A 20,762-nucleotide genomic window follows, 5' to 3' on the forward strand; every position below is an offset into this window, starting at 1 on the left:
GATGGGAGCCCCATGCCCAGCTCCACAGCTGATGCGAGTTCCGACGCCTCGGACCTGAATTCTGAACTGACGCAGATCTTCACGACCGCCACCCGGATCAAGGCGTGTGACGAGAAGTTCCGTTCGCTCATCCTCACCGGACAGGTGAGCGCCCAGTACTACTCACCACGGGGTCAGGAGATCGTGCCGGCATCGATCGGCGTGGTTCTCAAGCCCACCGACTATGTCGTCACCACCTACCGCGGGCTGCATGACCACCTGGCCAAAGGTGTACCCATGCCGGAGCTTTGGGCAGAGTTCATGGGCAAGGCCACCGGCACCTGCAAAGGCAAGGGTGGGCCGATGCACATCACCCATCCGGCCTCCGGGTTGATGGTCACCACCGGGATCGTCGGGGGTGGTCTGCCGATCGCCGTCGGCCTCGCCCTCGCCGCGCAACTGCAGGGCTCCGACCGTGTCACGGTGGTCAACTTCGGCGACGGCGCCAGTAACATCGGCGCCTTCCATGAGGCCTGCAACCTGGCCGGGCTGTGGCGTCTTCCCGTGGTGTTCTGTTGCCAGAACAACAGATACGCCGAGCACACCTCGTTCGAGGGCGGCACCAGTGTGGCGCGGGTGGCCGACCGTGCCGCTGCCTACAACATGCCGGGTGTGCGGGTTGACGGCAACGACCCGGTCGCGATGTACACGGCTGCCAAGGACGCGGTCGACCGGGCGCGCGACGGCGGCGGGCCGACCCTGCTCGAGGCCATGACGTTCCGGTACTTCGGCCACCAGATGTCCGACCAGAACGAGTACATGCAACCGGGTGAACTCGACCGGGAACGGGCATCCGATCCGGTTCTGCGGTTGCGCGCTCAATTGGTCGCCGACGGCGTGCTGAGCGCAGAACAGGTCGATGCGATCGAAGCCGATGCACAGGCCGAGGTGGACGCGGCCTGCCAATTCGCGCTCGACAGTCCTGTGCCGGAGGTCTCCGAGGCACTCACCGACGTCTACGAGGAGGCTCTGGTATGACCGACCGGACCGAAACCACCGACACCCTGCCGATGCTCGGCTTCCAGGCCATCGGAAGTGCCCTCGACGATGCCCTTGGCCGCGATCCGTCGGTGTTGTTGCTCGGCGAAGACATCGCAGATCCCAGCGGCGGCGTCTTCAAGGTGACCGCCGGGTTGTCCACCAAATACGGGGCGCATCGCGTGCGCGCCACACCGATCAGTGAGCAGGCCATCATGGGAGCCGCGATCGGCGCCGCCATCGCGGGCATGCGACCGGTCGCCGAGATCATGCTCATGGACTTCTTGGCCGTCTGTATGGATCAGCTCTCCAATCACGCCGCGAAACTTCGTTACATGTCCGGCGGTCAGACCACCGTCCCGCTTACCGTCCGTTGCGCCGCCGGCGCCGGAATGCAATTCGGGGCACAGCATTCGGAGATGCTTGAGGCCTGGCTCACGCACATACCGGGACTCAAGGTCGTGGTGCCCAGCAATCCCGCCGACGCCAAAGGCCTGCTGACCGCTGCTATCTTCGACCCCGATCCGTGCGTCGTGGTCGAACAGAGCCTGTTGTATTTCGGTGCACCGCAACCCGTCCCCACAGGACACCACGTGGTGCCGCTCGGCAGAGCGGCCACGCTGCGGCCGGGCAGCGACATCACCCTGATCAGCTACGGCCGCCAGGTGCACGAGGCCATGACCGCCGCGCAACAACTCGAAGCCGACTCGATCGACGCCGAGGTGATCGACCTGCGCTCGCTGGTGCCACTCGACGAGGAGGCGGTGCTGGAATCGGTGGCCCGCACCCGCCACGCAGTGGTGATTCATGAGGCCGTGCGCCGCAACGGGTTCGGCGCCGAAGTGGCCAGTCTGATCACCGAGAACCTGTTCGACGATCTGGGTGCGCCTGTGCAGCGAGTGACGGGTGCGAACACGCCGATTCCGTTCGCCAAGGTGTTGGAGGACGCCTTCGTGCCCAACGCCGCCGCGATCGTCAACGCTGCCAAGAGGGCGTTGTCGCGATCACGGGTGTCGGCCCCCGCGAGCGGATAGATCGTTGGTACAGGGCATCGCGCAGTATGCGCAGCGGGATCGGGCGGGGATCGCCGTCACCGATGGCGCCACGGAATGGAGCTGGGCTCAGCTGAACACGCTGCTCAACCGGACCGTCAATTGGCTGTTGTCCCTCGATATTCCGCCGGGACAGCGGGTTGCGGTGATGGCCGACAACAGCGTCCACACCGCTCTTGCGCATCTGGCGATCACCTACGCCGGATTGTCCGCGGTCCCCCTCAATTACCACCTAGGCGCAAGCGAAGTCGGCTACATTTTGCGCGACGCGCAGGTGCACACCGTGTTGTGCAGTGTCGGTACTTCGCGGACAATCGTGGCCGCCGACACCGGGTCACGGGTGGTGGCGTGGGGCGGGCCCGAGATCGCCGGGGTCGCCGGGGTCGGTGACTTCGACGCCACGGTGGCCGCAGCGCCCGATGCCGAGCCGGCCGTGAGCATCGTTCCGGCTAAACCGCTGTATTACACGTCAGGCACCACCGGGCATCCCAAGGGTGTCCAACTGCCTGAACAGATGTTTCCCGGTGGCGATTCGATGATCGACCATGTCGAGCGGGTGAAGGCTGCCCGGATCTCGCCGGCCGGTAGTCATCTGGTGGTCGCCCCGATGCACCACACCGGTCCGCTGGCCGGTGTCCGCGGTCTGCTCGCGGGCGCATCGGTGGTGATCATGCCGCGCTTCGACGCCGAATCCGTGCTGGCCGAGATCGACCGGCACCGCATCGAGGCGACGATGATGGTGCCAACCCATTTCTCCCGGTTGCTGGCGTTGCCGGCAGAGGTCCGGGAGCGCTACGACGTCAGCAGCATGCGCAGCATCGTCCACACGGGCGCCGCGTGCCCGGTGCCGGTCAAGCGGGCGATGATCGACTGGTTCGGGCCGGTTCTCGTCGAGGCCTACGGTTCGACGGAGGCCGGCACGGTGACGTTGATCGATTCCACCGAGTGGCTCGCCCATCCCGGGTCGGTCGGCCGGGCCATGCCGGGGTGTGACCTCAGCATCCGGTCCGAGGACGGAACCGTCTTGGGCACAGGGGAAACCGGGTTGGTTTGTGTACGGTCGACGACGGGCGAAGGCCCGAGGTATCACGGCGACCCGGAGAAGACCCGCCGCAGCTACGTCGCCGATGGTGTCTTCGCGATCGGCGAGATCGGCTATCTCGATGGTGAGGGCTACCTGTACCTGACCGACCGGGCATCGGACATGGTGGTCAGCGGTGGCGTCAACATCTACCCGGCAGAGTCGGAGGCGGTGCTCAGATCGCACCCCGCCGTCGAGGATGTGGCCGTGATCGGAATTCCGCACGCCGATCTCGGCGAGCAACTGTATGCCCTGGTGCGCGCCGACGGACCCGTCGAAAGCGCCGAACTTGTCGACTGGTGCCGGGATCGGCTCGCGCACTACAAATGTCCGAATCATGTCGAACTCGTCGACTACGAGTTGCGGACGGCGATGGGCAAGCTCAACAAACGTGCGCTGCGCGAGACGTTCCTCTCCCGGGCAGCAGTGGCGGGAGGTGCGCCGTGACGACGGCAGAGATCACGGGCGTGTCGATGTTTGAGGTCACTGACGAACACGAGGCGCTGCGGGACATGCTGAGGCAGTTCTTCGTCGACGCCGAAGGGTCTCTCGGTTGGCAGCGCCTCCTCACCGATCTCGGCGCAGATGCCATCGTGTTCGGCGGCGAGAGCGACACCGGCGCCACGGCAATCGATCTGGCGATACTGGCCGAAGAGGCCGGCGCCGCGCTGTTCGGCGGGCCGCTCATTCCCGCGGTCGCGGTCGGCGCCCTCGCAGCGGCTACCGGGGCCGGCGATCTGGTCACCCCCTTACGCACCGGCAGTCACACTGCGGGCGCTGTACTGGGAGCCGGTGGCGGATTGACGGTGAACCGCACTGGATCGTCGGCGCGCATCGATGGTGTGGCAGAACCGGTCTGGGGGTCACCGGATCCGGCGGTGGTGATCGTCGACGCCGAGCTCGACGGGGCGGGGCTGGTGGCGCTGCTGGACCGCGAGGCATTCCACCACATCCCGTTGAGTGGGCTGGATCTGTCCCGCTCGCCGGGCCGCATCACGTGTACGGACGCCGTGGCGGGTGTGCTGGTCGAGGATGCCGAAGTGCGGTCGACGATCGCACGGCGAGTGGACCTGACAATATCGGCCGAACTTCTCGGAGTGGCCCAGCATGTGCTGGAGGGCACGGTCGCATACGTCGATCAGCGGGTCCAGTTCGGGCGGACCGTCGGCTCGTTCCAGGCGGTCAAGCACAGGCTCGCCGACCTCTTGGGGATGGTCGAATTGGCCCGTTCGGCGGTCTATGCAGCGGCGTGGCAGTTGACGTACACGCCTGATAACAGCGACACCGATATCGACCTCGCGGTCGCGGCGGTGTTGGTCCGGGAGGCTGCGTCGGCGGTGACGAAAGCCGCGGTGCAGCTTCACGGCGGTATCGCGATCACGTGGGAGCACTGGGCACACCGGTATCTGCGCCGCGCGCATGCCGTCAGCGCACTCACCGGATCCCCGACCGAGCACCGCCGGCGGTTGGCCACGCTGATCGATGCGCGGGAGTGCCACTGTGACTGAGGATCTGCGTGGCGAAGTCGAGGAGTGCAGCGCCGGGCTACCCGACCAGCACTTCGTGCCGGTGACGCTCATCGGCCCGGCGATCATGGCGTGGGGGACCGAACCACAGCAACGGCGGTACCTGCCCGGCATCGCGTCCGGGGCCGACATGTGGTGCCAGCTGTTCAGCGAACCCGGGGCGGGCTCGGACCTGGCCAGTCTGGCCACCCGCGCCGTACCCGGCGATGAAGGCTGGATTGTGAACGGGCAGAAGGTGTGGAGTTCGTTCGCCAGCGTCTCCCGCTATGGGATGTTGTTGGCTCGTACAGATCCCGACGTGCCGAAGAACGAGGGGATCACGTGCTTTCTGGTCGATATGACCGCACCCGGGGTCACTGTGCGGCCGCTGCGACAGTTGACCGGCGGCGAGCACTTCTGCGAGGTGTTCCTGGAGAATCTTGTCCTGGCTCCCGATGCGCAGCTTGGTCCGCTCAATGAGGGTTGGCGGGTGGCCGTGTCGACGCTGAACGCCGAACGTTCGGGTCTTTCGGCGACTTCCGGTGCCAGCGGGGTCGAGTTGGCACCGGCGTTGGCGCTGGCGCGGCGCACCGGCGCATGGGCAGATGAGTCCGTCCGCGACCGACTGGCCGACCTGATCGCAACCGAGCGTGCGTTGCGCCTGACGAACATGCGGTTCCAGGCGCGACCAGATGCGAAGGGGTCGATCACCAAGCTGATCCAGTCCGAGTTGTCGCAGCGGATCAGCGAGATGCAGTTCGAGCTGGCGGGCACCGATGCGGCGTACTGGGATACGGGTGAGGAGCCGGTTGCGGCACACACGTTGCTCGACAGTCGTCGGTTGACCGTTGCGGGTGGCACCTCGGAGATTCAGCGCAACATCATCGGTGAGCGGGTGCTGGGACTGGACCGGGAACCCGACCCCGACCGTGGACGGCCTTGGCGCGAATTGCGGCGGGGATGACGTGCCGACAGTGACGGTCAAACCATCGGGCATCGAATTCGATGCCGTCGACGGTCAGACGCTCATGGCGGCAGGCCAGGCCGCCGGATACCGCTGGCCGACGATCTGCGGGGGACAGGGTGAATGTCTGGTCTGTCATGTCGAGGTCCTCGACCATCCGGGGAATCTGACTGAACCGGATCAGGCTGAGGCAGAAGCGATACGCAACCTCAGCGGCGATCACGGCGGCCGGGGACAACATGTGCGGCTGGCCTGTCAGGCCGGTGTGCGCGGCGACATCGTCGTGCTGAAAAGGGGTGTGCGCGCCCGGCGCGCAGGTGAGGAGAGTGCCGATGCCGGCCGTTGAAGCCATAGATACGAACATCATTGAGCTCGCCGAGGGCACCATTCGACTGATCGGCGGTCGCTGTGCAGGCTGCCACGAAGTCGATTTCCCCCAACCGCGATTGTGCCGGAACTGCGGGGGTTCAGAGATTGTCGCAGTGAAGTTGTCCCAACACGGTGTGCTGTGGAGCTGGACGGTCCAGCGGTTTCCACCACCCAGCCCGCCGTACATCGCCCGCGGCAACGACTTCGACCCGTTCGGGCTCGGCTATGTCGAGTTGGCCGATGAGGTCATCGTCGAATCGATTCTGACCGAATCCGACGCGGCCAAACTGCGGATCGGCATGCCGATGGAGCTCACCCGGATGGAGGTCCCCACCGCAACAGGCGGGCAGGCAATGACTTTCGCATTCGCTCCAGTGGAACAGGATTGACGAGATGACTGCTGCCATCATCGGAGTGGGCTGCCGCCCGTTCGGGCGCTATCTGGACACCTCGGTACGCCAGGAGGCGGTGCGGGCTGTGCGGGACGCGCTCGCCGATGCATCCGTGTCCTGGCCCGACATCGAGTACGCAGTCGGCGGCAGCATGTCCGCAGGATCCGCCGATTCGCTGGTCGCCGATCTCGGGTTGACCGGTGTGCCGTTCGTCAACGTGCTCAACGGGTGTGCCACGGGTAGCAGTTCTCTGCTGTCGGCGGTGCACACGATCGAGTCGGGCGCAGCGGATTTCGCGTTGGTGCTCGGCTTCGACTCCCATCCCCGCGGCGCCTTCACCATCGATCCCGAGCAATTGGGACTCGGCCGCTGGTACGGCGAAACCGGACTGGCGATGACATCGCAGTTCTTCGCGCTCAAGATTCAGCGTTACCTGCACGCGCATTCGCTGCCTGAGCGGTTACTGGCCAAGGTGGCGTCCAAAGCGTTCCGGAACGGCTCGCTCAACCCGAACGCGTGGCGCCGCAAGCCACTCACCGAGGGCGATGTCGAGGCGTCCATGATGCTCAGCGATCCGTTGCGGCAGTACATGCTATGTTCGCCAGGCGACGGCGCGGCCGCCCTGGTGTTGTGTAATGCCAAGCTGGCCAAGCAGTTCAGTTCACACCCGGTGTATGTGGCGGCCTGTGCGGTACGGACCCGCCGGCCGGGGTCCTTCGAGGTTCTCAGCCCGTCGCTGTCGGTCCATCGTGGGGTGAGTCCCACGGTCGACGCTGCGCAGACAGCATTCGACAAGGCCGGCATCGGGCCGCAGGACGTCGATATCGCCCAGCTTCAGGACACCGACGCCGGCGCGGAGATCATCCATCTCGCCGAAACCGGGCTGTGCGAGCACGGTGCTCAGACCGAGTTGATCGACACCGGCCAGACCGAGCTGAGTGGACGTCTACCGGTCAACACCGATGGTGGATGTCTGGCCAACGGCGAACCCATCGGGGCATCGGGGCTACGTCAGATCTACGAGAACGTGCAGCAGTTGCGCGGTGTTGCCGGTCGACGGCAGGTGGGCGGCGCGCCGAAAGTGGCGTTCTCCCATGTGTATGGCGCACCCGGCCTCAGCGGCTGCACTCTGCTGACCCGATGAGAGTGACAGTGAACCTCGACCTGTGTGTCGGCAACGGCGTGTGTGAGGCGGTGGCACCCGACGTCTTCGTCGTCGGCGCCGACGGGGCGGCCGAACTCCTCGTCGACGAGATCGCGTCCGACCAGCGACAACTGGTGACCGAAGCCGTGCAGTCGTGCCCCGCTCGCGCGCTGGGCCTGACCATTTGACGAAAGGTGCTCACGATGGAGATCAAGATGCCCAAACTCGACGTCACCATGACCGCGGGAACATTCATGGGTTGGCTGGTGGCCGACGGCGCCGTGGTGACCGAGGGGGAGGACCTCTACACCGTGGGCACCGACAAGGTCGAGACCGACATCCCCGCGCCCTGTGCCGGCACATTGCGCTACGGCGAAATCACCGTGGAGGAGACCTATCAGGTGGGGACCACCCTCGGAACGCTCGAACCGTGATTGAACACGTCTAACGCGTCAGCGACACCAATTCCTCGCAGAACCGCACTGATTCGCCATCATCGGTCGCGAGTGGGTGCACGAGCAGCGTGGTCACTCCGGCCTCGGCATAGGCGGCCAGCCGCTCTTTGACGAACCCCGTTGGCCCCACCAGGGATACGTTGCGGACCAATTCATCGGGTACCGCCGCGATGGCCTCGGCCTTCTTGCCGGCCAGGAACAGATCCTGGATCTGGTCGGCAACCTCTCCGAATCCGTAGCGGGTGGCCAGGTTGTGGTAGAAGTTCTTGCCGCGCGCACCCATGCCGCCGATGTACAGCGCCAGTTGGGGTTTCGCCCAGGCCAGCCGCTCTTCGACGTCGTCGCCGATGGCAAGGCTGGCGCTGACCATCACGTCCAGCGGCCCGAGGGCCGGATCACGTTTGGCGAAACCGGCGCGCAGCGCGTCGCCCCACACGTCGTCGGCCTTCTCGGGGTAGTAGAACACCGGCTGCCAGCCCTCGGCGATCTCGGCGGTCAACTCGACGTTCTTCGGACCCAGTGCCGCAATGGTGATCGGAATGCGTTCGCGCACCGGGTGATTGATCAGATGCAGCGATTTGCCCAGCCCGGTGCCGCGCTCGGCGGGCAGCGGGAGCTGGTAGTACTTGCCGTCGTAGTCGACGTTCTCGCGTCGCCACACCTGCCTGCAGATCTCGACGACCTCGCGGGTACGGCCCAGTGGGGCGTCGAACGGAACCCCGTGGAAGCCCTCCATCACCTGCGGGCCGGAGGTGCCGATGCCCAGCCGGAAACGCCCGTCGGACACGTAGTCGATACCCGCGGCCGTCATCGCGAGCAGCGACGGGGTCCGGGTGTAGATCGGCACCACGCCGGTGCCGAGTTCGATGGTCGAGGTCTTGGCGGCCAGATAGCCGAGCTGGCTGATCGCATCGTAGGAGTACGCCTCGGCGACCAGGGCGATGTCGACGCCCACTTTCTCCAGTTCGACCACCTGGTTGGCGGCCTCTTTGAAGCCGCCGACGTAACTCAGAAAGATGCCTGTCCGCATCCTCGGTTTATACACCCAACCGGTTGGTTGACCCAATCAGGGCTTGAGCAACGCGACGACTTTGTCTTCCAGCGCGACGGGGTCGGCGTTCGGATCCGGAGTCTCGGTGCGGGGGAGCTGCGCCTCGGGGTCGGCGAAATCGCGATAGGTCTTGTCGCCGGTCAATGTGTGCAACAGGTAGCCCGTCAACAGCGCACGCACGGTCTTCTGGGTGCCGCGGTCGGCGCCGGGCAGGCCGACCACACGGGCCAGTCGACGTCCTTCGATCAGGCCGCCGGCCTTGACCTTGTCGACGGTGCGCAGCGTCGCGCCGTCCCACGCCCGCGCGAGCTCCACGGCATTGGAGCGCAGTGTCATCGGATCGCCCGGATCGGTCAGCACAAGGCCCGGGATCCGCAAAGCCGTGGCGGGCTGCTCGGCCGGTGGCTTGGTGACCGTCGGGAACAGCGCGACCAGCGCTTTCGGGCCGTGTGGCGCGGCTGCCATGCCTGCCGCGGCGAATACCGCCGCCGACGCGCCGAATCCGTGACCGACGAGGCCGCGTTTGGCCGGGTGGACGCTGATCTTCCCCGGCCCCAACCGCACACCGCTGACGATGTCGAGGGTCGCACCCAGGTCGAACGCGAAGTTGAGCACCGACGGCGCAAGGCCGGTCTCGGTGTTCGGCGCTGCCGCCACGATGCCCCAGGACGCCAGATGTTCCAGCGTTCCGTTGTATTTCTCGGCCTTTGTCATCCACTCGTGGCCGAACGCCACCCCGGCGAGGTTCAGCCCGGATTCCGGGGTGTACACAACACCCGGGACGCCCGCGAAAGCCAAGTCACCACGCAACACGCGGTGTGGTCCGCGGCGGGTCAACGCAGCGAAAAGCTTCTTGGTGCCGGCCACCAGATGACCGTAGCTCACACCTCGCAGAATCAGGTGCCGGGCAGGTGGTGCACTACCCTGGGTCCCTATGTGTGGAATCGTCGGCTACGTCGGGGCGCGCCCGGCGCGCGGCATCGTCGTCGACGCGCTGCGCCGGATGGAGTACCGCGGTTACGACTCCTCGGGCATCGCGTTGGTGGACGGCCACGGCGGGCTGGCGGTACGGCGCCGCGCTGGTCGGTTGGCCAACCTCGAGGTCGCGCTCGCCGAGACCGACGACAGCGCTCTGACCGGCACCACGGGCCTCGGCCACACCCGGTGGGCGACGCACGGGCGGCCCACCGACCGCAACGCGCACCCGCATCGCGACGCCGTAGGCAAGATCGCTGTCGTTCACAACGGGATCATCGAGAACTTCGCCGCACTGCGCACCGGTCTGGAAGCGGTCGGGGTGGAGTTCTCCAGCGACACCGATACCGAGGTCGCCGTTCACTTGGTGTCCTGGCAGTACCACCACGGCCCCACGGCGGGCGATTTCGTCGGGTCCGTCATGGCGGTGCTTCCGCGCCTCGAGGGCCACTTCACCTTGGTGTTCGCCAACGCCGACGATCCGGGCACGATCGTGGCCGCGCGCCGGTCCACGCCGCTGGTGCTCGGGGTGGGCGAGGGCGAGATGTTCCTGGGCTCCGATGTGGCTGCCTTCATCGAACACACCCGCAACGCCGTCGAACTCGGTCAGGACCAGGCCGTGGTGCTGACCGCCGACGGCTACCGGATCACCGACTTCGCCGGCAACACCGACGTCGATTACCGCGAATTCCATATCGACTGGGACCTGAGCGCCGCCGAAAAGGGCGGCTACGACTACTTCATGCTCAAGGAGATCGCCGAGCAGCCCGCCGCCGTGGCCGACACCCTGCTCGGTCACTTCGCCGACGGCCGCATCGTGCTCGACGAGCAGCGGTTGAGCGATCAGGAACTGCGCGAGATCGACAAGGTTTTCATCGTCGCGTGCGGAACCGCCTACCACTCCGGCCTGCTCGCCAAGTACGCCATCGAGCACTGGACCCGGCTGCCCGTCGAGGTGGAGCTGGCCAGTGAATTCCGGTACCGCGACCCGGTGCTGGACCGCAGCACGCTGGTGATCGCGATATCGCAGTCCGGCGAAACCGCCGACACGCTGGAAGCGGTGCGGCACGCCAAGACTCAGAAGGCCAAGGTGTTGGCGATCTGCAACACCAACGGCAGCCAGATCCCGCGCGAGGCCGACGCGGTGCTCTACACCCGGGCGGGGCCGGAGATCGGTGTCGCGGCCACCAAGACGTTCCTTGCGCAGATCGCCGCCAACTATCTGGTGGGCCTGGCGCTCGCGCAGGCGCGCGGCACCAAGTACCCCGACGAGGTCGAACGCGAGTACCACGAGCTGGAGGCCATGCCCGATCAGGTCGCCCGGGTGCTGGCCGGGATCGAGCCGGTGTTCCAGCTGGCGCAGCGGTTCGCGAAGTCGCCCACGATCCTGTTTCTGGGTCGGCACGTCGGCTACCCGGTGGCGCTCGAAGGTGCGCTGAAGCTCAAGGAACTGGCGTACATGCACGCCGAGGGGTTTGCTGCCGGCGAGCTCAAGCATGGGCCGATCGCGCTGATCGACGAGGGCCTGCCGGTGATCGTGGTGATGCCCTCACCGAAGAACGCCCAGATGCTGCACGCGAAGCTGCTCTCCAACATCCGCGAGATCCAGGCGCGGGGCGCGATCACCGTGGTGATCGCCGAGGAGGGTGACGACACCGTGCGGCCCTACGCCGATCATTTGATCGAAATACCCTCGGTGTCAACGCTTTTCCAACCGCTGCTGTCGACGATTCCGCTACAGGTGTTCGCGGCCGGGGTGGCCCGGGCCCGCGGCTACGATGTCGACAAGCCGCGAAACCTGGCCAAGTCCGTCACCGTCGAGTAGTGAATGTTTCGTCCAACGTGAACAAGATGGCGAGTTCTCCGGGAAATTTCGGCATCTTGTTCACAGTCGGGCCCGCCTTCTGATGGATCTCGCCGTACCGGACGTCAACATCGCAGGCCGATGGAGTCGTGGCGATCTGGGCGCGTTCGTCAGTGTCGGGGCGTTCGAGCACTTCCTGACCACCTACCGGGCCGGCATGGCCACGCTGCCGTCATTCGAACTCTTCGACATACCAACGGCCTTCGGTACGGTGCGGGCCTATCGGTTCGCCGGACCGGGCGACCGCGCACCGGTGGTGCTGCTGCCCGGCCGCAACGCGTCGACGCCGATGTACCGGACGAACCTCGCCCCGCTGCTCGCGCGCGGCACGGTCTACAGCGTGGACCTGCTCGGTGAGGCGGGGCTGTCGGTGCAGCACAACGCCATCGGTGGTGCGGAAGATCAAGCGCAGTGGCTCGACGAAGCGCTTGCCGGCCTCGAGCTGGAACGTGCCCACCTGCTCGGAGTGTCCATCGGCGGATGGACGGCGGTGAACTGTGCGGTGCACCTTCCGAAGCGGGTCGCATCGCTGACCTTGCTGGACCCGGTATTCACCTTCGCGCGTATCCCGGTAAAGACGATGGTGGCCTCGATCGCCATGCTGGCGCCTGGCGTGCCCGAGAAGTGGCGCCGCCGGGTGATCTCCTGGATATCCGGTGGCGCAGACGTCGACGCCGCCGAGCCCGAAGCGGCGTTGATCGATGCGGGTGCAAAGGATTTCGTGTTGCGCACACCGATGCCGAGGTTGTTCACCGACGAGCAGTTACGGTCGCTGGACGTGCCGGTGCTCGCGCTCATGGCCGGTCGCAGCGTCATGCACGACGCGGTGGCCGCCGCCGCGCGGGCCCGCGATCTGCTGCCGCGCGGTCAGGTCGAGGTGTGGCCCGACGCGTCACATGCCATCAATGGCGAGTACGCGAACGAGATCGCTCAGCGCGCGGGAGATTTCTGGCGCCGAACGTGAGCTTGTGTGCGAGATGAGGGCGAAATCCCGCGCATGTCTTCACGTTCGGCGGCCATGCCCATCGCCAACCCACCCGCGATCAATGCCATCCCCGCCCACACCGGCGCGGCGGGCAGACCTCCGGTGAGAGGTATGCCGATCACCGCGGCCGCCACAGGTGCCACGCCCGTCAACAGCCCGGCCCGCCCGGCACCCAACCAGTGCACGCAGGTGTACCAGAGGATGAAGGCGATCGCGGTGACCCCGACTGCCAGATAGCCGATCGCGAACACCTCACCGAGGTCGAAATCGCTTGCCGCGCGCCATCCTTCGGTGGTCAGGCCGAGAACTCCGAATATCGCTGCGGCCAGCCAGGTGGTGTGGACGGAGACACCGGCAGGCCCGTGCGACGCCAGCACCGGGACGGCGAGCAGGGTGAAGCCCGCCTCGCAGGCAAAGACAACGAATGCCCACAGCAGCCCTGTCGCGTCTGCGCGGCCAAGCCCCTCGACGACGACGGCGCCCACACTCACCACCACGGCCGCGGCCAGTACCCGGGTCCGCGGCCGGTAGCCCTCCAGCAGCGGCCCGACCGTCGCCAGGGCCACCGGCACGCAGGCGACCGCAACCGCCAGCACGGCGGGCTCGGCATGCTGGGACCCGTGCACCAACGCGACGTTGAACAGCACCAGACCACTGCAGGTGACGCCCAGCAGCCACAGCCATTCGCGGCCGCGTGGACGGCGTAGCGGACGGCGGGTGAGTCGTACCCAGCCGAGCAACAACGCGCACGCGACGGCGTAGCGCAGCGCCTGTGCGGTGTGCAGCGGTGCGTCGGCAAGTACTCCCGAGACCGCGACGCTGCCGCCGACGAACGTCATGCCGAGTGCGCCGGACAGGCCGGCGCGGACAGAGCTGGACATGACCCCATGTTGAGCGCAATATGGTTCGTCAAACAGCACCAAGTTTGGACGTTTGTAATGGACCAAATCATGGCGGGCGCGGATTTTCTCCAGCTCGACCCGGCGGCCGCGCCCGTGCGGGGCCTGACGGGTTGGCTCGTCGATGCGTTGCGCAGCGCGGTCGATGACGGGCGGCTCACAACTGGTGTCCGGTTGCCTGCCACCCGGGTTCTCGCTGACGAGCTCGGGGTGTCGCGCGGCGTGGTTGTCGAGGCATATCGCAGGCTCGCCGACGAAGGCCTGGTCAGCGGACAATCCGGCGGAGGCACTCGCGTTCTCGCACAGCCCGTGCCGCGCCCGCGATCCGCCCCCGCGACACCCGGCCTCGGTCAGCCACGGCTGCCGCGTCCGCGACTGCCGGTCGGCGAGGGCGTCGATCTCTCGCCCGGGGTGCCCGATCTTTCGGCGTTCCCGCGCAGCGCCTGGTTGCGCGCCGAGCGTGCGGTGTTCTCCGACACCGCACCCGAAGACCTCGGCTACGGCGACCCGCGTGGACATCCTCGGCTGCGTGCCGCGCTCGCCCCGTGGTTGGGCCGCACCAGGGGACTGCGGGTCGATCCGGAGGAGATACTCGTGGTCGCCGGTGTCGCGCAAGCCGTCGCACTCCTGGCGCAGCAGCTGCGTGGCGATGGACTCGATGCCATCGCGGTTGAGGATCCCGGTTCACGCGGCGCGGTCGAAGAACTCGAGTACTGGGGACTGCGGGCGGTGCCCGTGCCGGTCGACGACGCCGGTATCCATGTGGGGGAGTTGGCCGAAAGCGGCGCTCCGGCAGTGTTTCTCACCCCGGCGCACCAGTTCCCGACGGGCGTGGTGCTCGGCCCACGACGGCGGCGCGAGCTGCTCGAGTGGGACGGCGAACTGGTGATCGAGGACGACTACGACGCCGAGTACCGCTACGACCGTGCGCCGGTCCCGGCGCTGCACCCGTCGGCGCCGGATCGCATCGCGTACGCGGGCAGCACCTCGAAGAGCCTGGCTCCGGCGCTGCGGCTGGGCTGGCTGATTCCGCCACGGCGACGCTATCCGGACCTGGTGGCGGCCAAACACGCCAGCGACCTGGGCAGCCCGACCGTGCCGCAACTGGTGCTGGCGCGGCTGCTGGAGTCCGGCGAGTACGACCGGCACATTCGACTGGTCCGCATCCGGCACCGGGCCCGGCGCGATGCACTGCTAGAAGCTCTGCCCGCAGCACGGGTGACGGGCGTCGCGGCCGGCCTGCACCTGCTGCTTACCCTGCCTGAGGGCGTCGACGATGTCGCGCTGGCCGATGACCTTCGCGAGGCCGGGGTGTTGGTGCACCCGTTGTCCTGGCATCGGCGGCTGCCCGGCCCGCCGGGGCTCGTGCTCGGCTATGCCTCCCATACGCCCGACCGGTTGCGAGAGGCCGGCGCGACCATCGCACGGATGGTCGCGTTGCCCGGCACGAATCTCTGACTGTGATGCAGCAAGCCACGTAACCTGTTGACGCGCGGGCAAGTCGAAATCACGTCGAGTGGAACGGGGGCCGATGAGGTACTACTACTCCGCCGATGCGATCCGCGACGCCGAAGCACCGCTGCTTGCAGCGTTGCCGGACGGCGGGCTCATGCGCCGCGCGGCATACGGTTTGGCCACCGTGATCGCGCGGGAGCTTCAGGTCAGTACCGGTGGTGTGGCCGGACGGCGCGTGTGCGCGGTGGTCGGCTCAGGCGACAACGGCGGCGACGCGCTGTGGGCAGCCACCTTTCTGCGTCGCCGCGGTGCTGCGGCCGACGCGGTGCTGCTCAACCCGGACCGCACCCATACCAAAGCCCTGGCGGCATTCCGCAGATCCGGCGGTCGGGTGGTGGAAACCATCCCCACGACAACCGATTTCGTGATCGACGGGGTGGTCGGCATCTCGGGGTCCGGACCGCTGCGCCCCAACGCCGAGGCCGTCTTCGCCACCAACTCCGCACCCGTGATCGCCGTTGACATCCCCAGCGGTATCGACGTGCACACCGGCGCCGCCGATGGTCCGCACGTACACGCTGCGCTGACCGTCACCTTCGGCGGCCTCAAACCCGTTCATGCGCTGGGTGAATGCGGTCGTGTCGAACTCGTCGACATCGGCCTGGACCTTGCGCCCGCCGATCTCGCCGGTTTCGAGGCCGCCGACGTCAAAGTCCGTTGGCCGGTTCCCGGCCCGCATGACGACAAGTACACCCAGGGCGTCACCGGCGTACTGTCCGGTTCGGCGACGTATCCAGGTGCGGCGGTGCTCAGCACCGGCGCGGCGGTGGCGGCCACCTCCGGGATGGTGCGCTATGCGGGAAGTGCTGCACAGCAGGTTCTTTCGCATTGGCCAGAGGTGGTCGCCGCAGCCACCCCGCAAGATGCGGGCCGGGTGCAGGCCTGGGTGGTCGGGCTCGGAATGGGCACTGACCGGGCTGCCGAAGACGCGCTGCGGTTCGCGCTCCAAACCGATCTGCCGGTGATCGCCGACGCGGACGCCCTGACGATGCTGGCCGCCAACCCAACCTTGGTGAGCAGTCGCAGCGCGCCCACCGTGTTGACCCCACACGCCGGGGAATACCAGCGCCTCGCGGGCGAACCCGTCGGCCATGATCGCGTCGCCGCGGCCCGAAGCCTCGCCGAGCGGCTGGGCGTCACCGTGCTGCTCAAGGGAAATGTCACCGTCATCGCCGAGTCGAGGGGCCCAACGTATCTCAGCCCGGCCGGGCAGTCATGGGCCGCCACCGCAGGTTCGGGCGACGTCCTGTCCGGGATCATCGGCGCGCTGCTCGCGGCCGGACTGCCGCCGGGGGAAGCCGCCGCAGCTGCGGCATTCGCCCATGCCCGTGCCGCCAACCTGTCCGCCGCCGACCCGGGGCCCGTCCCGGCGCCGACATCGGCGTCGCGCATCCTCGCCCACGTACGGGCTGCCGTCGCGTCCCTGTAACGAAAGGTCCCCCATGTCGCACAAGCACACTCGTGCTCCCCATATCGCTCCGGCCTACACCGGCAGATTGGCGATGGCCCCGGTGCCGTCGCTGCGCCTGCCCGACGAGGCGATGGAACCCGGTGCGGCATACCGGTTCATCCACGACGAACTGATGCTCGACGGCAGCTCGCGGCTGAACCTCGCGACCTTCGTGACCACATGGATGGACCCCGAGGCCGAAAAGCTGATGGCAGAGACGTTCGACAAGAACATGATCGACAAGGACGAGTACCCGGCCACCGCCGCGATCGAAGCCCGGTGCGTGTCGATGGTCGCCGACCTGTTCCACGCCGAGGATTTACGGGATGACGATCCGTCCAGTGCGGTCGGGGTGTCCACGGTCGGCTCCAGCGAGGCCGTGATGCTGGCCGGGCTCGCCATGAAATGGCGGTGGCGCCAACGGCTCGGTGGGGACGGCTGGAAGGGACGCACCCCCAACCTGGTGATGGGCTCCAACGTCCAGGTGGTGTGGGAGAAATTCTGCCGGTACTTCGACGTCGAGCCGCGATACCTGCCGATGGCCGACGGCCGCTATGTCATCACGCCCGAGCAGGTGCTCGAGGCGATCGACGAGGACACCATCGGCGTTGTCGCGATTCTCGGCACCACCTACACCGGCGAGCTGGAGCCCATCGCCGAGATCTGTGCGGCGCTGGACAAACTCGCCCAAGGTGGCCCGGACGTTCCGGTGCACGTCGACGCGGCCAGCGGCGGTTTCGTCGTTCCGTTCATCCACCCGGACCTTGTGTGGGACTTCCGGTTGCCGCGGGTCGTGTCCATCAACGTCAGCGGTCACAAATACGGCCTGACGTACCCGGGCATCGGGTTCGTGGTGTGGCGCAACAAGGACCACCTGTCGGAGGACCTGGTGTTCCGGGTCAACTACCTCGGCGGCGATATGCCGACGTTCACCCTGAACTTCTCCCGGCCCGGCAATCAGGTTGTGGGCCAGTACTACAACTTCCTGCGGCTGGGCCGCGCCGGCTACACGCAGGTGATGCAGTGCCTGTCACAAACCGCGCGGTGGCTGGGCGACGAACTGCGCGACAGCGAGCACTTCGAGCTGATCTCCGACGGTTCGGCGATCCCGGTGGTCAGTTTCCGGCTCAAGGGCGATCCCGGCTACACCGAGTTCGACGTGTCGCAGGCGCTACGCGCCTACGGCTGGCAGGTGCCCGCCTACACCATGCCCGACGACGCCAGCGATGTCGTCGTACTGCGGGTGGTGGTGCGAGAAGGCTTCTCGGCCGACCTGGCCAGGGCGCTCAAGGACGACTTCGTCACGGTGCTCAAGCACCTCGACGAGCTCAAGCCGGGCGGCCACTTCGATGAGCTGCAGCCGTTCGCGCACTGACGCACTGATGTCCTAACTCTTCTGTGGTTTCGGCGTCTGCCAGGTGCCGTCCAACGCGGCTTCCTCGGGCCAGTAGAGCCGTTCGAGGAGGCGGAAGGACCCTTCCGGCGCCGGCAACCAATTGGATTCCTTGTCCGGGCCAGGCGATGTGTTCTGGACGTAGATGGTGTAGCCGCCGTCCGGGTCTTGTTTGAGATCGGGCAGCATCGGTGAGTTGATGAGGTACCGGTTGATCGGGTTGGCGACCAGCAGGCTTTCCGGCATCCGGTACATGGTCAGCGACCAGAACGCATGCACCGGCGGCAGTTGTCCCGGCGCGAACCGGTACGTGTAGCTGTTGGCGCCGTCCAGTGGTGCCCCGGCGGCATCGTTGGTGAAGATCGGATACATCGCTTCGGCTTTGGTGTTGCCGTAGATCCCGTTGACCGCGCCGGACATCCGGTAGAGGTAGTTGTCGCCAAGCATCTCCCGGCTGCCGAAGACATCCGCGGCGCTGACGCTGCCGTCGTCGATCTTGGTTTGCAGCCCATCGAAGTCTTTCCAGGCGTCGGTGATCGCGCCCTGGAACGCGTCGCGCTGCTCGGGGCTGAGCTTGTCGGCATAGAAATCGCCGTCCGAGCCGATCCCGATGGACGCCAACGTGGCTCGCAGTTCTTTCTCCGAATCCAGCACCGGCACGTAGCGCAGGACGAAATCGAGGATCTCGAAGAACTTCAGCGAACTCTTCTGCTCGTCGGCACTCAGCGGCGTGATGAACTCGACCGGGGGCGCGGCGGCCGGTGGCTGCTGGCCCAGGAACGCCGACAGTGGCTGAACGGCATAGCCGGCCTGGATTTTCTTGACATTGTCGAGGTCATCGGGACTGAACAGCTGGGTGCGATACGCGGCGAACGCGAAGTCGGTGTCGGCCTGGACGACTTCGGCGATGCCGGCGGGTTTCTCGCCCTGCCAGCTGGGCCCGGCGAGCAGATATTTGCCCCCGCCGTTGCCGGTGGTGCGGCTGCCGACGTAGGCGAAGTTGTAGGTATACGCGTCGATGAATTGAACGGAGAAGTACCGGCCCGCCTCGATGGGCGGGATGGTGAGTACCAGCGGCTCGGTCCGCAAGTCGGCGCCGACGAAGGAATAGGGCGTATCGGAGTTGGGTGTCTGGATGGCGGTGTCGGCGGGTGTGGCCACGCGGGCGAGATTGTGGATCTGGTTCCATGCGCCCTTGTAGTTCGGATCCTGCTGATCGACGAAGTAGGAGTGCTGTATCCGGTAGTTGTCGACCATCGGATATCCATAGATATAGGCCTGTTTCGCAATATCGCGGATCTGATCCACACTCACGTCGTCACGTTCAGCCGGTTCGTCATTGCCACTGCATGCGGTCATTGCCGCCGATAGTGCCACCACGGCAACCACGCCCGACCAACGGAGCCAAGAACTGTTGAGCCTCAAGGACATTCCCTTCACCTGACCGCTCGGGCGCGCCGCACGGCACACCCGATCACTGCAGGCCCGCCCATGTCACCGTCGACGGTGAACCGGCCCCGGACAATCTTTGCTGAGCACCATGCCCGCCGTCTTGACATTTCTGGACAGTTTCTTGACAGTAGTGGACATGCTGCTGGTCCGGGGCTCGTCGCTGACTGGTTTCTCGCCGCTGGTGACCGTCCATGGCGGCGACCCCGACGTTCTGCTGCGACTGGCCAACGTCGACCCCGCCGACGTGGGGCAGCGCGATCGGTTTGTCCCGCTGCGCAACGCCATCGCTGCCGTGGAGGATGCGGCCGCGGTGCTCAACGTGACCGATTTCGGCCGTCGGCTGGCGATGCGCCAAAGCATCGACATCCTTGGCCCGGTCGGTGTGGCGGCCCGCACCGCGGCCACCGTCGCCGACGCATTTGCCATCATCGATACCTACATGGGTGCCTACAGTTCCGGTATCACCACCCGGATCATCGGCCATCCCGATCCCGCGCTGGGCCGTTTCGAATTCGATTTTCTACTCAACCCGCGACCGCCACAGGCCCAAGCCATCGAATTGGCACTCGGGATCACCCTGCGCGTGTTTCGTCTGTTCCTGGGCACCACCTACCGGCCCGTGAGCGTCCACCTGCCCCACCCCGGGCTGGGGACCAAAACCGAGTACCGCCGCTATTTCGGCTGCCCCGCACACTTCAACGAACCGATCGCCGGATTCACCGTGCGTGCCGCCGACCTGCAACAGCCCCTGAACCATGACCCCCTGGCCCACCAGCTCGCCGTGAACTACCTGTCCACCACGACCGGTCAGCACACGCGTGGGCTGGCTGACACGCTACGCAGCGTCATCCGTCAACTGCTGCCCACCGGAAACCTCACCGCCGACCTGGCCGCCCGCCAGTTCGGGCTGCATCCCAAGACGCTGAGCCGTAGGTTGGCCGCCGAGCACACCACCTTCGCCGAACTCGTCGAGCAGACTCGTCGCGATGTCGCGGAACGGCTGCTGCTCGACACTGATCTGAGCCTGAATCAGCTCTGCCGCCAACTCGGTTACGCAGAACAAAGCGTGCTGACCCGATCCTGCAGACGCTGGTTCGGCACCACCCCCACGGCCTACCGCAAAGCCCGCAACCCGGCTGTGCGGCAGAGCGCTACCTGGCCGATGACGCCGCTCTGGGACAATGGTCGGCGGTGATATG

General features: G+C 66.6%; 20 protein-coding genes and 1 pseudogene. 17 read left to right on the forward strand and 4 right to left on the reverse strand.

Translation table 11 applies throughout. The annotated features are described in order from the left end of the window. Positions 1–12: 12 nt before the first annotated feature. The 11 genes and pseudogenes from ABQF30_RS02990 (at position 13) to ABQF30_RS03040 (ending at position 7,958) form a co-directional block, all read left to right on the forward strand. On the forward strand, positions 13–1,017 hold the full coding sequence (locus ABQF30_RS02990; RefSeq protein ID WP_448460950.1) for a thiamine pyrophosphate-dependent dehydrogenase E1 component subunit alpha: 1,005 nt from the start codon (positions 13–15) through the stop codon (positions 1,015–1,017). Next, entirely contained in the window at positions 1,014–2,051 is a 1,038-nt protein-coding gene (locus ABQF30_RS02995) for an alpha-ketoacid dehydrogenase subunit beta (protein ID WP_448460951.1), read from the forward strand. The genes ABQF30_RS02990 and ABQF30_RS02995 overlap by 4 nt, the downstream gene beginning before the upstream one ends. A gap of 4 nt (positions 2,052–2,055) precedes the next feature. Further along, positions 2,056–3,597: an AMP-binding protein gene (locus ABQF30_RS03000; RefSeq protein WP_448460953.1), complete on the forward strand. Its 1,542-nt coding sequence runs from the start codon at positions 2,056–2,058 to the stop codon at positions 3,595–3,597. Then, positions 3,594–4,658: an acyl-CoA dehydrogenase family protein gene (locus ABQF30_RS03005; protein WP_448460955.1), complete on the forward strand. Its 1,065-nt coding sequence runs from the start codon at positions 3,594–3,596 to the stop codon at positions 4,656–4,658. The genes ABQF30_RS03000 and ABQF30_RS03005 overlap by 4 nt, the downstream gene beginning before the upstream one ends. Next, positions 4,651–5,619, forward strand: coding sequence for an acyl-CoA dehydrogenase family protein (locus tag ABQF30_RS03010; protein ID WP_448460957.1), 969 nt, complete (start codon positions 4,651–4,653; stop codon positions 5,617–5,619). The genes ABQF30_RS03005 and ABQF30_RS03010 overlap by 8 nt, the downstream gene beginning before the upstream one ends. Positions 5,620–5,629: 10 nt before the next feature. Further along, entirely contained in the window at positions 5,630–5,965 is a 336-nt protein-coding gene (locus ABQF30_RS03015) for a 2Fe-2S iron-sulfur cluster-binding protein (RefSeq protein WP_448460958.1), read from the forward strand. Further along, positions 5,952–6,080 (forward strand): annotated as a pseudogene (locus ABQF30_RS03020) (DNA-binding protein); the annotation flags it as partial. The gene ABQF30_RS03015 and the pseudogene ABQF30_RS03020, both read left to right, overlap by 14 nt. Before the next feature lie 21 nt (positions 6,081–6,101). Next, positions 6,102–6,377: a Zn-ribbon domain-containing OB-fold protein gene (locus tag ABQF30_RS03025; protein WP_448463390.1), complete on the forward strand. Its 276-nt coding sequence runs from the start codon at positions 6,102–6,104 to the stop codon at positions 6,375–6,377. A 4-nt stretch (positions 6,378–6,381) separates the two neighbouring features. Beyond that, positions 6,382–7,524 carry a thiolase family protein gene (locus tag ABQF30_RS03030; RefSeq protein ID WP_448460960.1) on the forward strand — a complete coding sequence of 381 codons (1,143 nt, stop codon included), beginning with the start codon at positions 6,382–6,384 and terminating at the stop codon, positions 7,522–7,524. Further along, the gene (locus ABQF30_RS03035) at positions 7,521–7,712 is read left to right on the forward strand and encodes a ferredoxin (protein ID WP_448460962.1); all 192 of its coding nucleotides are present in this window, start codon (positions 7,521–7,523) and stop codon (positions 7,710–7,712) included. The genes ABQF30_RS03030 and ABQF30_RS03035 overlap by 4 nt, the downstream gene beginning before the upstream one ends. A gap of 15 nt (positions 7,713–7,727) precedes the next feature. Then, positions 7,728–7,958, forward strand: a complete 231-nt coding sequence (locus ABQF30_RS03040; protein ID WP_448460963.1) for a lipoyl domain-containing protein — start codon at positions 7,728–7,730, stop codon at positions 7,956–7,958. Between the two features lie 10 nt (positions 7,959–7,968). On the opposite strand, the gene ABQF30_RS03045 is transcribed toward ABQF30_RS03040, so the two are convergent. Both ABQF30_RS03045 and ABQF30_RS03050 read right to left on the reverse strand, forming a co-directional pair. Next, on the reverse strand, positions 7,969–9,009 hold the full coding sequence (locus ABQF30_RS03045; RefSeq protein ID WP_448460965.1) for an LLM class F420-dependent oxidoreductase: 1,041 nt from the start codon (positions 9,007–9,009) through the stop codon (positions 7,969–7,971). Positions 9,010–9,045: 36 nt separating this feature from the next. Further along, positions 9,046–9,897 carry a dienelactone hydrolase family protein gene (locus ABQF30_RS03050; RefSeq protein ID WP_448463392.1) on the reverse strand — a complete coding sequence of 284 codons (852 nt, stop codon included), beginning with the start codon at positions 9,895–9,897 and terminating at the stop codon, positions 9,046–9,048. 67 nt (positions 9,898–9,964) lie between these two features. Between ABQF30_RS03050 and glmS the strand changes: the two genes are divergently transcribed. Beyond that, positions 9,965–11,830 carry a glutamine--fructose-6-phosphate transaminase (isomerizing) gene (glmS, locus tag ABQF30_RS03055; protein ID WP_448460967.1) on the forward strand — a complete coding sequence of 622 codons (1,866 nt, stop codon included), beginning with the start codon at positions 9,965–9,967 and terminating at the stop codon, positions 11,828–11,830. A gap of 82 nt (positions 11,831–11,912) precedes the next feature. Next, positions 11,913–12,833 carry an alpha/beta fold hydrolase gene (locus ABQF30_RS03060; protein ID WP_448460969.1) on the forward strand — a complete coding sequence of 307 codons (921 nt, stop codon included), beginning with the start codon at positions 11,913–11,915 and terminating at the stop codon, positions 12,831–12,833. Here ABQF30_RS03060 and ABQF30_RS03065 read toward each other — a convergent pair. Further along, on the reverse strand, positions 12,800–13,735 hold the full coding sequence (locus ABQF30_RS03065; RefSeq protein ID WP_448460970.1) for a DMT family transporter: 936 nt from the start codon (positions 13,733–13,735) through the stop codon (positions 12,800–12,802). The genes ABQF30_RS03060 and ABQF30_RS03065 overlap by 34 nt on opposite strands. Before the next feature lie 69 nt (positions 13,736–13,804). On the opposite strand from ABQF30_RS03065, the gene pdxR reads away from it, so the two are divergent. The 3 genes from pdxR (at position 13,805) to ABQF30_RS03080 (ending at position 18,093) form a co-directional block, all read left to right on the forward strand. Continuing rightward, on the forward strand, positions 13,805–15,211 hold the full coding sequence (gene pdxR, locus ABQF30_RS03070) for a MocR-like pyridoxine biosynthesis transcription factor PdxR (protein ID WP_448460971.1): 1,407 nt from the start codon (positions 13,805–13,807) through the stop codon (positions 15,209–15,211). Between the two features lie 73 nt (positions 15,212–15,284). After that, entirely contained in the window at positions 15,285–16,697 is a 1,413-nt protein-coding gene (locus ABQF30_RS03075) for an NAD(P)H-hydrate dehydratase (RefSeq protein WP_448460973.1), read from the forward strand. 13 nt (positions 16,698–16,710) lie between these two features. Then, entirely contained in the window at positions 16,711–18,093 is a 1,383-nt protein-coding gene (locus ABQF30_RS03080; RefSeq protein WP_448460975.1) for a glutamate decarboxylase, read from the forward strand. 12 nt (positions 18,094–18,105) lie between these two features. Here ABQF30_RS03080 and ABQF30_RS03085 read toward each other — a convergent pair whose 3' ends face one another. Next, positions 18,106–19,470: a DUF1254 domain-containing protein gene (locus ABQF30_RS03085; RefSeq protein WP_448460977.1), complete on the reverse strand. Its 1,365-nt coding sequence runs from the start codon at positions 19,468–19,470 to the stop codon at positions 18,106–18,108. A 229-nt stretch (positions 19,471–19,699) separates the two neighbouring features. Here ABQF30_RS03085 and ABQF30_RS03090 point away from each other — a divergent pair, with 229 nt between their 5' ends. Further along, positions 19,700–20,758 carry an AraC family transcriptional regulator gene (locus ABQF30_RS03090; protein ID WP_448463394.1) on the forward strand — a complete coding sequence of 353 codons (1,059 nt, stop codon included), beginning with the start codon at positions 19,700–19,702 and terminating at the stop codon, positions 20,756–20,758. Positions 20,759–20,762: the final 4 nt, after the last annotated feature.

The sequence above is a fragment of the Mycolicibacterium sp. XJ870 genome (genome assembly GCF_053483975.1).

What these genes read in the sequence shown, in the direction of transcription:
- ABQF30_RS03080 (WP_448460975.1), top strand. Translation starts at nt 16,711, where the DNA reads ATGTCGCACAAGCACACTCGTGCTCCCCATATCGCTCCGGCCTACACC.
- ABQF30_RS02995 (WP_448460951.1), top strand. Translation starts at nt 1,014, where the DNA reads ATGACCGACCGGACCGAAACCACCGACACCCTGCCGATGCTCGGCTTC.
- ABQF30_RS03090 (WP_448463394.1), top strand. Translation starts at nt 19,700, where the DNA reads ATGCTGCTGGTCCGGGGCTCGTCGCTGACTGGTTTCTCGCCGCTGGTG.
- ABQF30_RS03030 (WP_448460960.1), top strand. Translation starts at nt 6,382, where the DNA reads ATGACTGCTGCCATCATCGGAGTGGGCTGCCGCCCGTTCGGGCGCTAT.
- ABQF30_RS03085 (WP_448460977.1), bottom strand. Translation starts at nt 19,470, where the DNA reads ATGACCGCATGCAGTGGCAATGACGAACCGGCTGAACGTGACGACGTG.
- ABQF30_RS03040 (WP_448460963.1), top strand. Translation starts at nt 7,728, where the DNA reads ATGGAGATCAAGATGCCCAAACTCGACGTCACCATGACCGCGGGAACA.
- ABQF30_RS02990 (WP_448460950.1), top strand. Translation starts at nt 13, where the DNA reads ATGCCCAGCTCCACAGCTGATGCGAGTTCCGACGCCTCGGACCTGAAT.
- ABQF30_RS03060 (WP_448460969.1), top strand. Translation starts at nt 11,913, where the DNA reads ATGGATCTCGCCGTACCGGACGTCAACATCGCAGGCCGATGGAGTCGT.
- ABQF30_RS03045 (WP_448460965.1), bottom strand. Translation starts at nt 9,009, where the DNA reads ATGCGGACAGGCATCTTTCTGAGTTACGTCGGCGGCTTCAAAGAGGCC.
- ABQF30_RS03035 (WP_448460962.1), top strand. Translation starts at nt 7,521, where the DNA reads ATGAGAGTGACAGTGAACCTCGACCTGTGTGTCGGCAACGGCGTGTGT.
- ABQF30_RS03065 (WP_448460970.1), bottom strand. Translation starts at nt 13,735, where the DNA reads ATGTCCAGCTCTGTCCGCGCCGGCCTGTCCGGCGCACTCGGCATGACG.
- glmS (WP_448460967.1), top strand. Translation starts at nt 9,965, where the DNA reads ATGTGTGGAATCGTCGGCTACGTCGGGGCGCGCCCGGCGCGCGGCATC.
- pdxR (WP_448460971.1), top strand. Translation starts at nt 13,805, where the DNA reads ATGGCGGGCGCGGATTTTCTCCAGCTCGACCCGGCGGCCGCGCCCGTG.
- ABQF30_RS03075 (WP_448460973.1), top strand. Translation starts at nt 15,285, where the DNA reads ATGAGGTACTACTACTCCGCCGATGCGATCCGCGACGCCGAAGCACCG.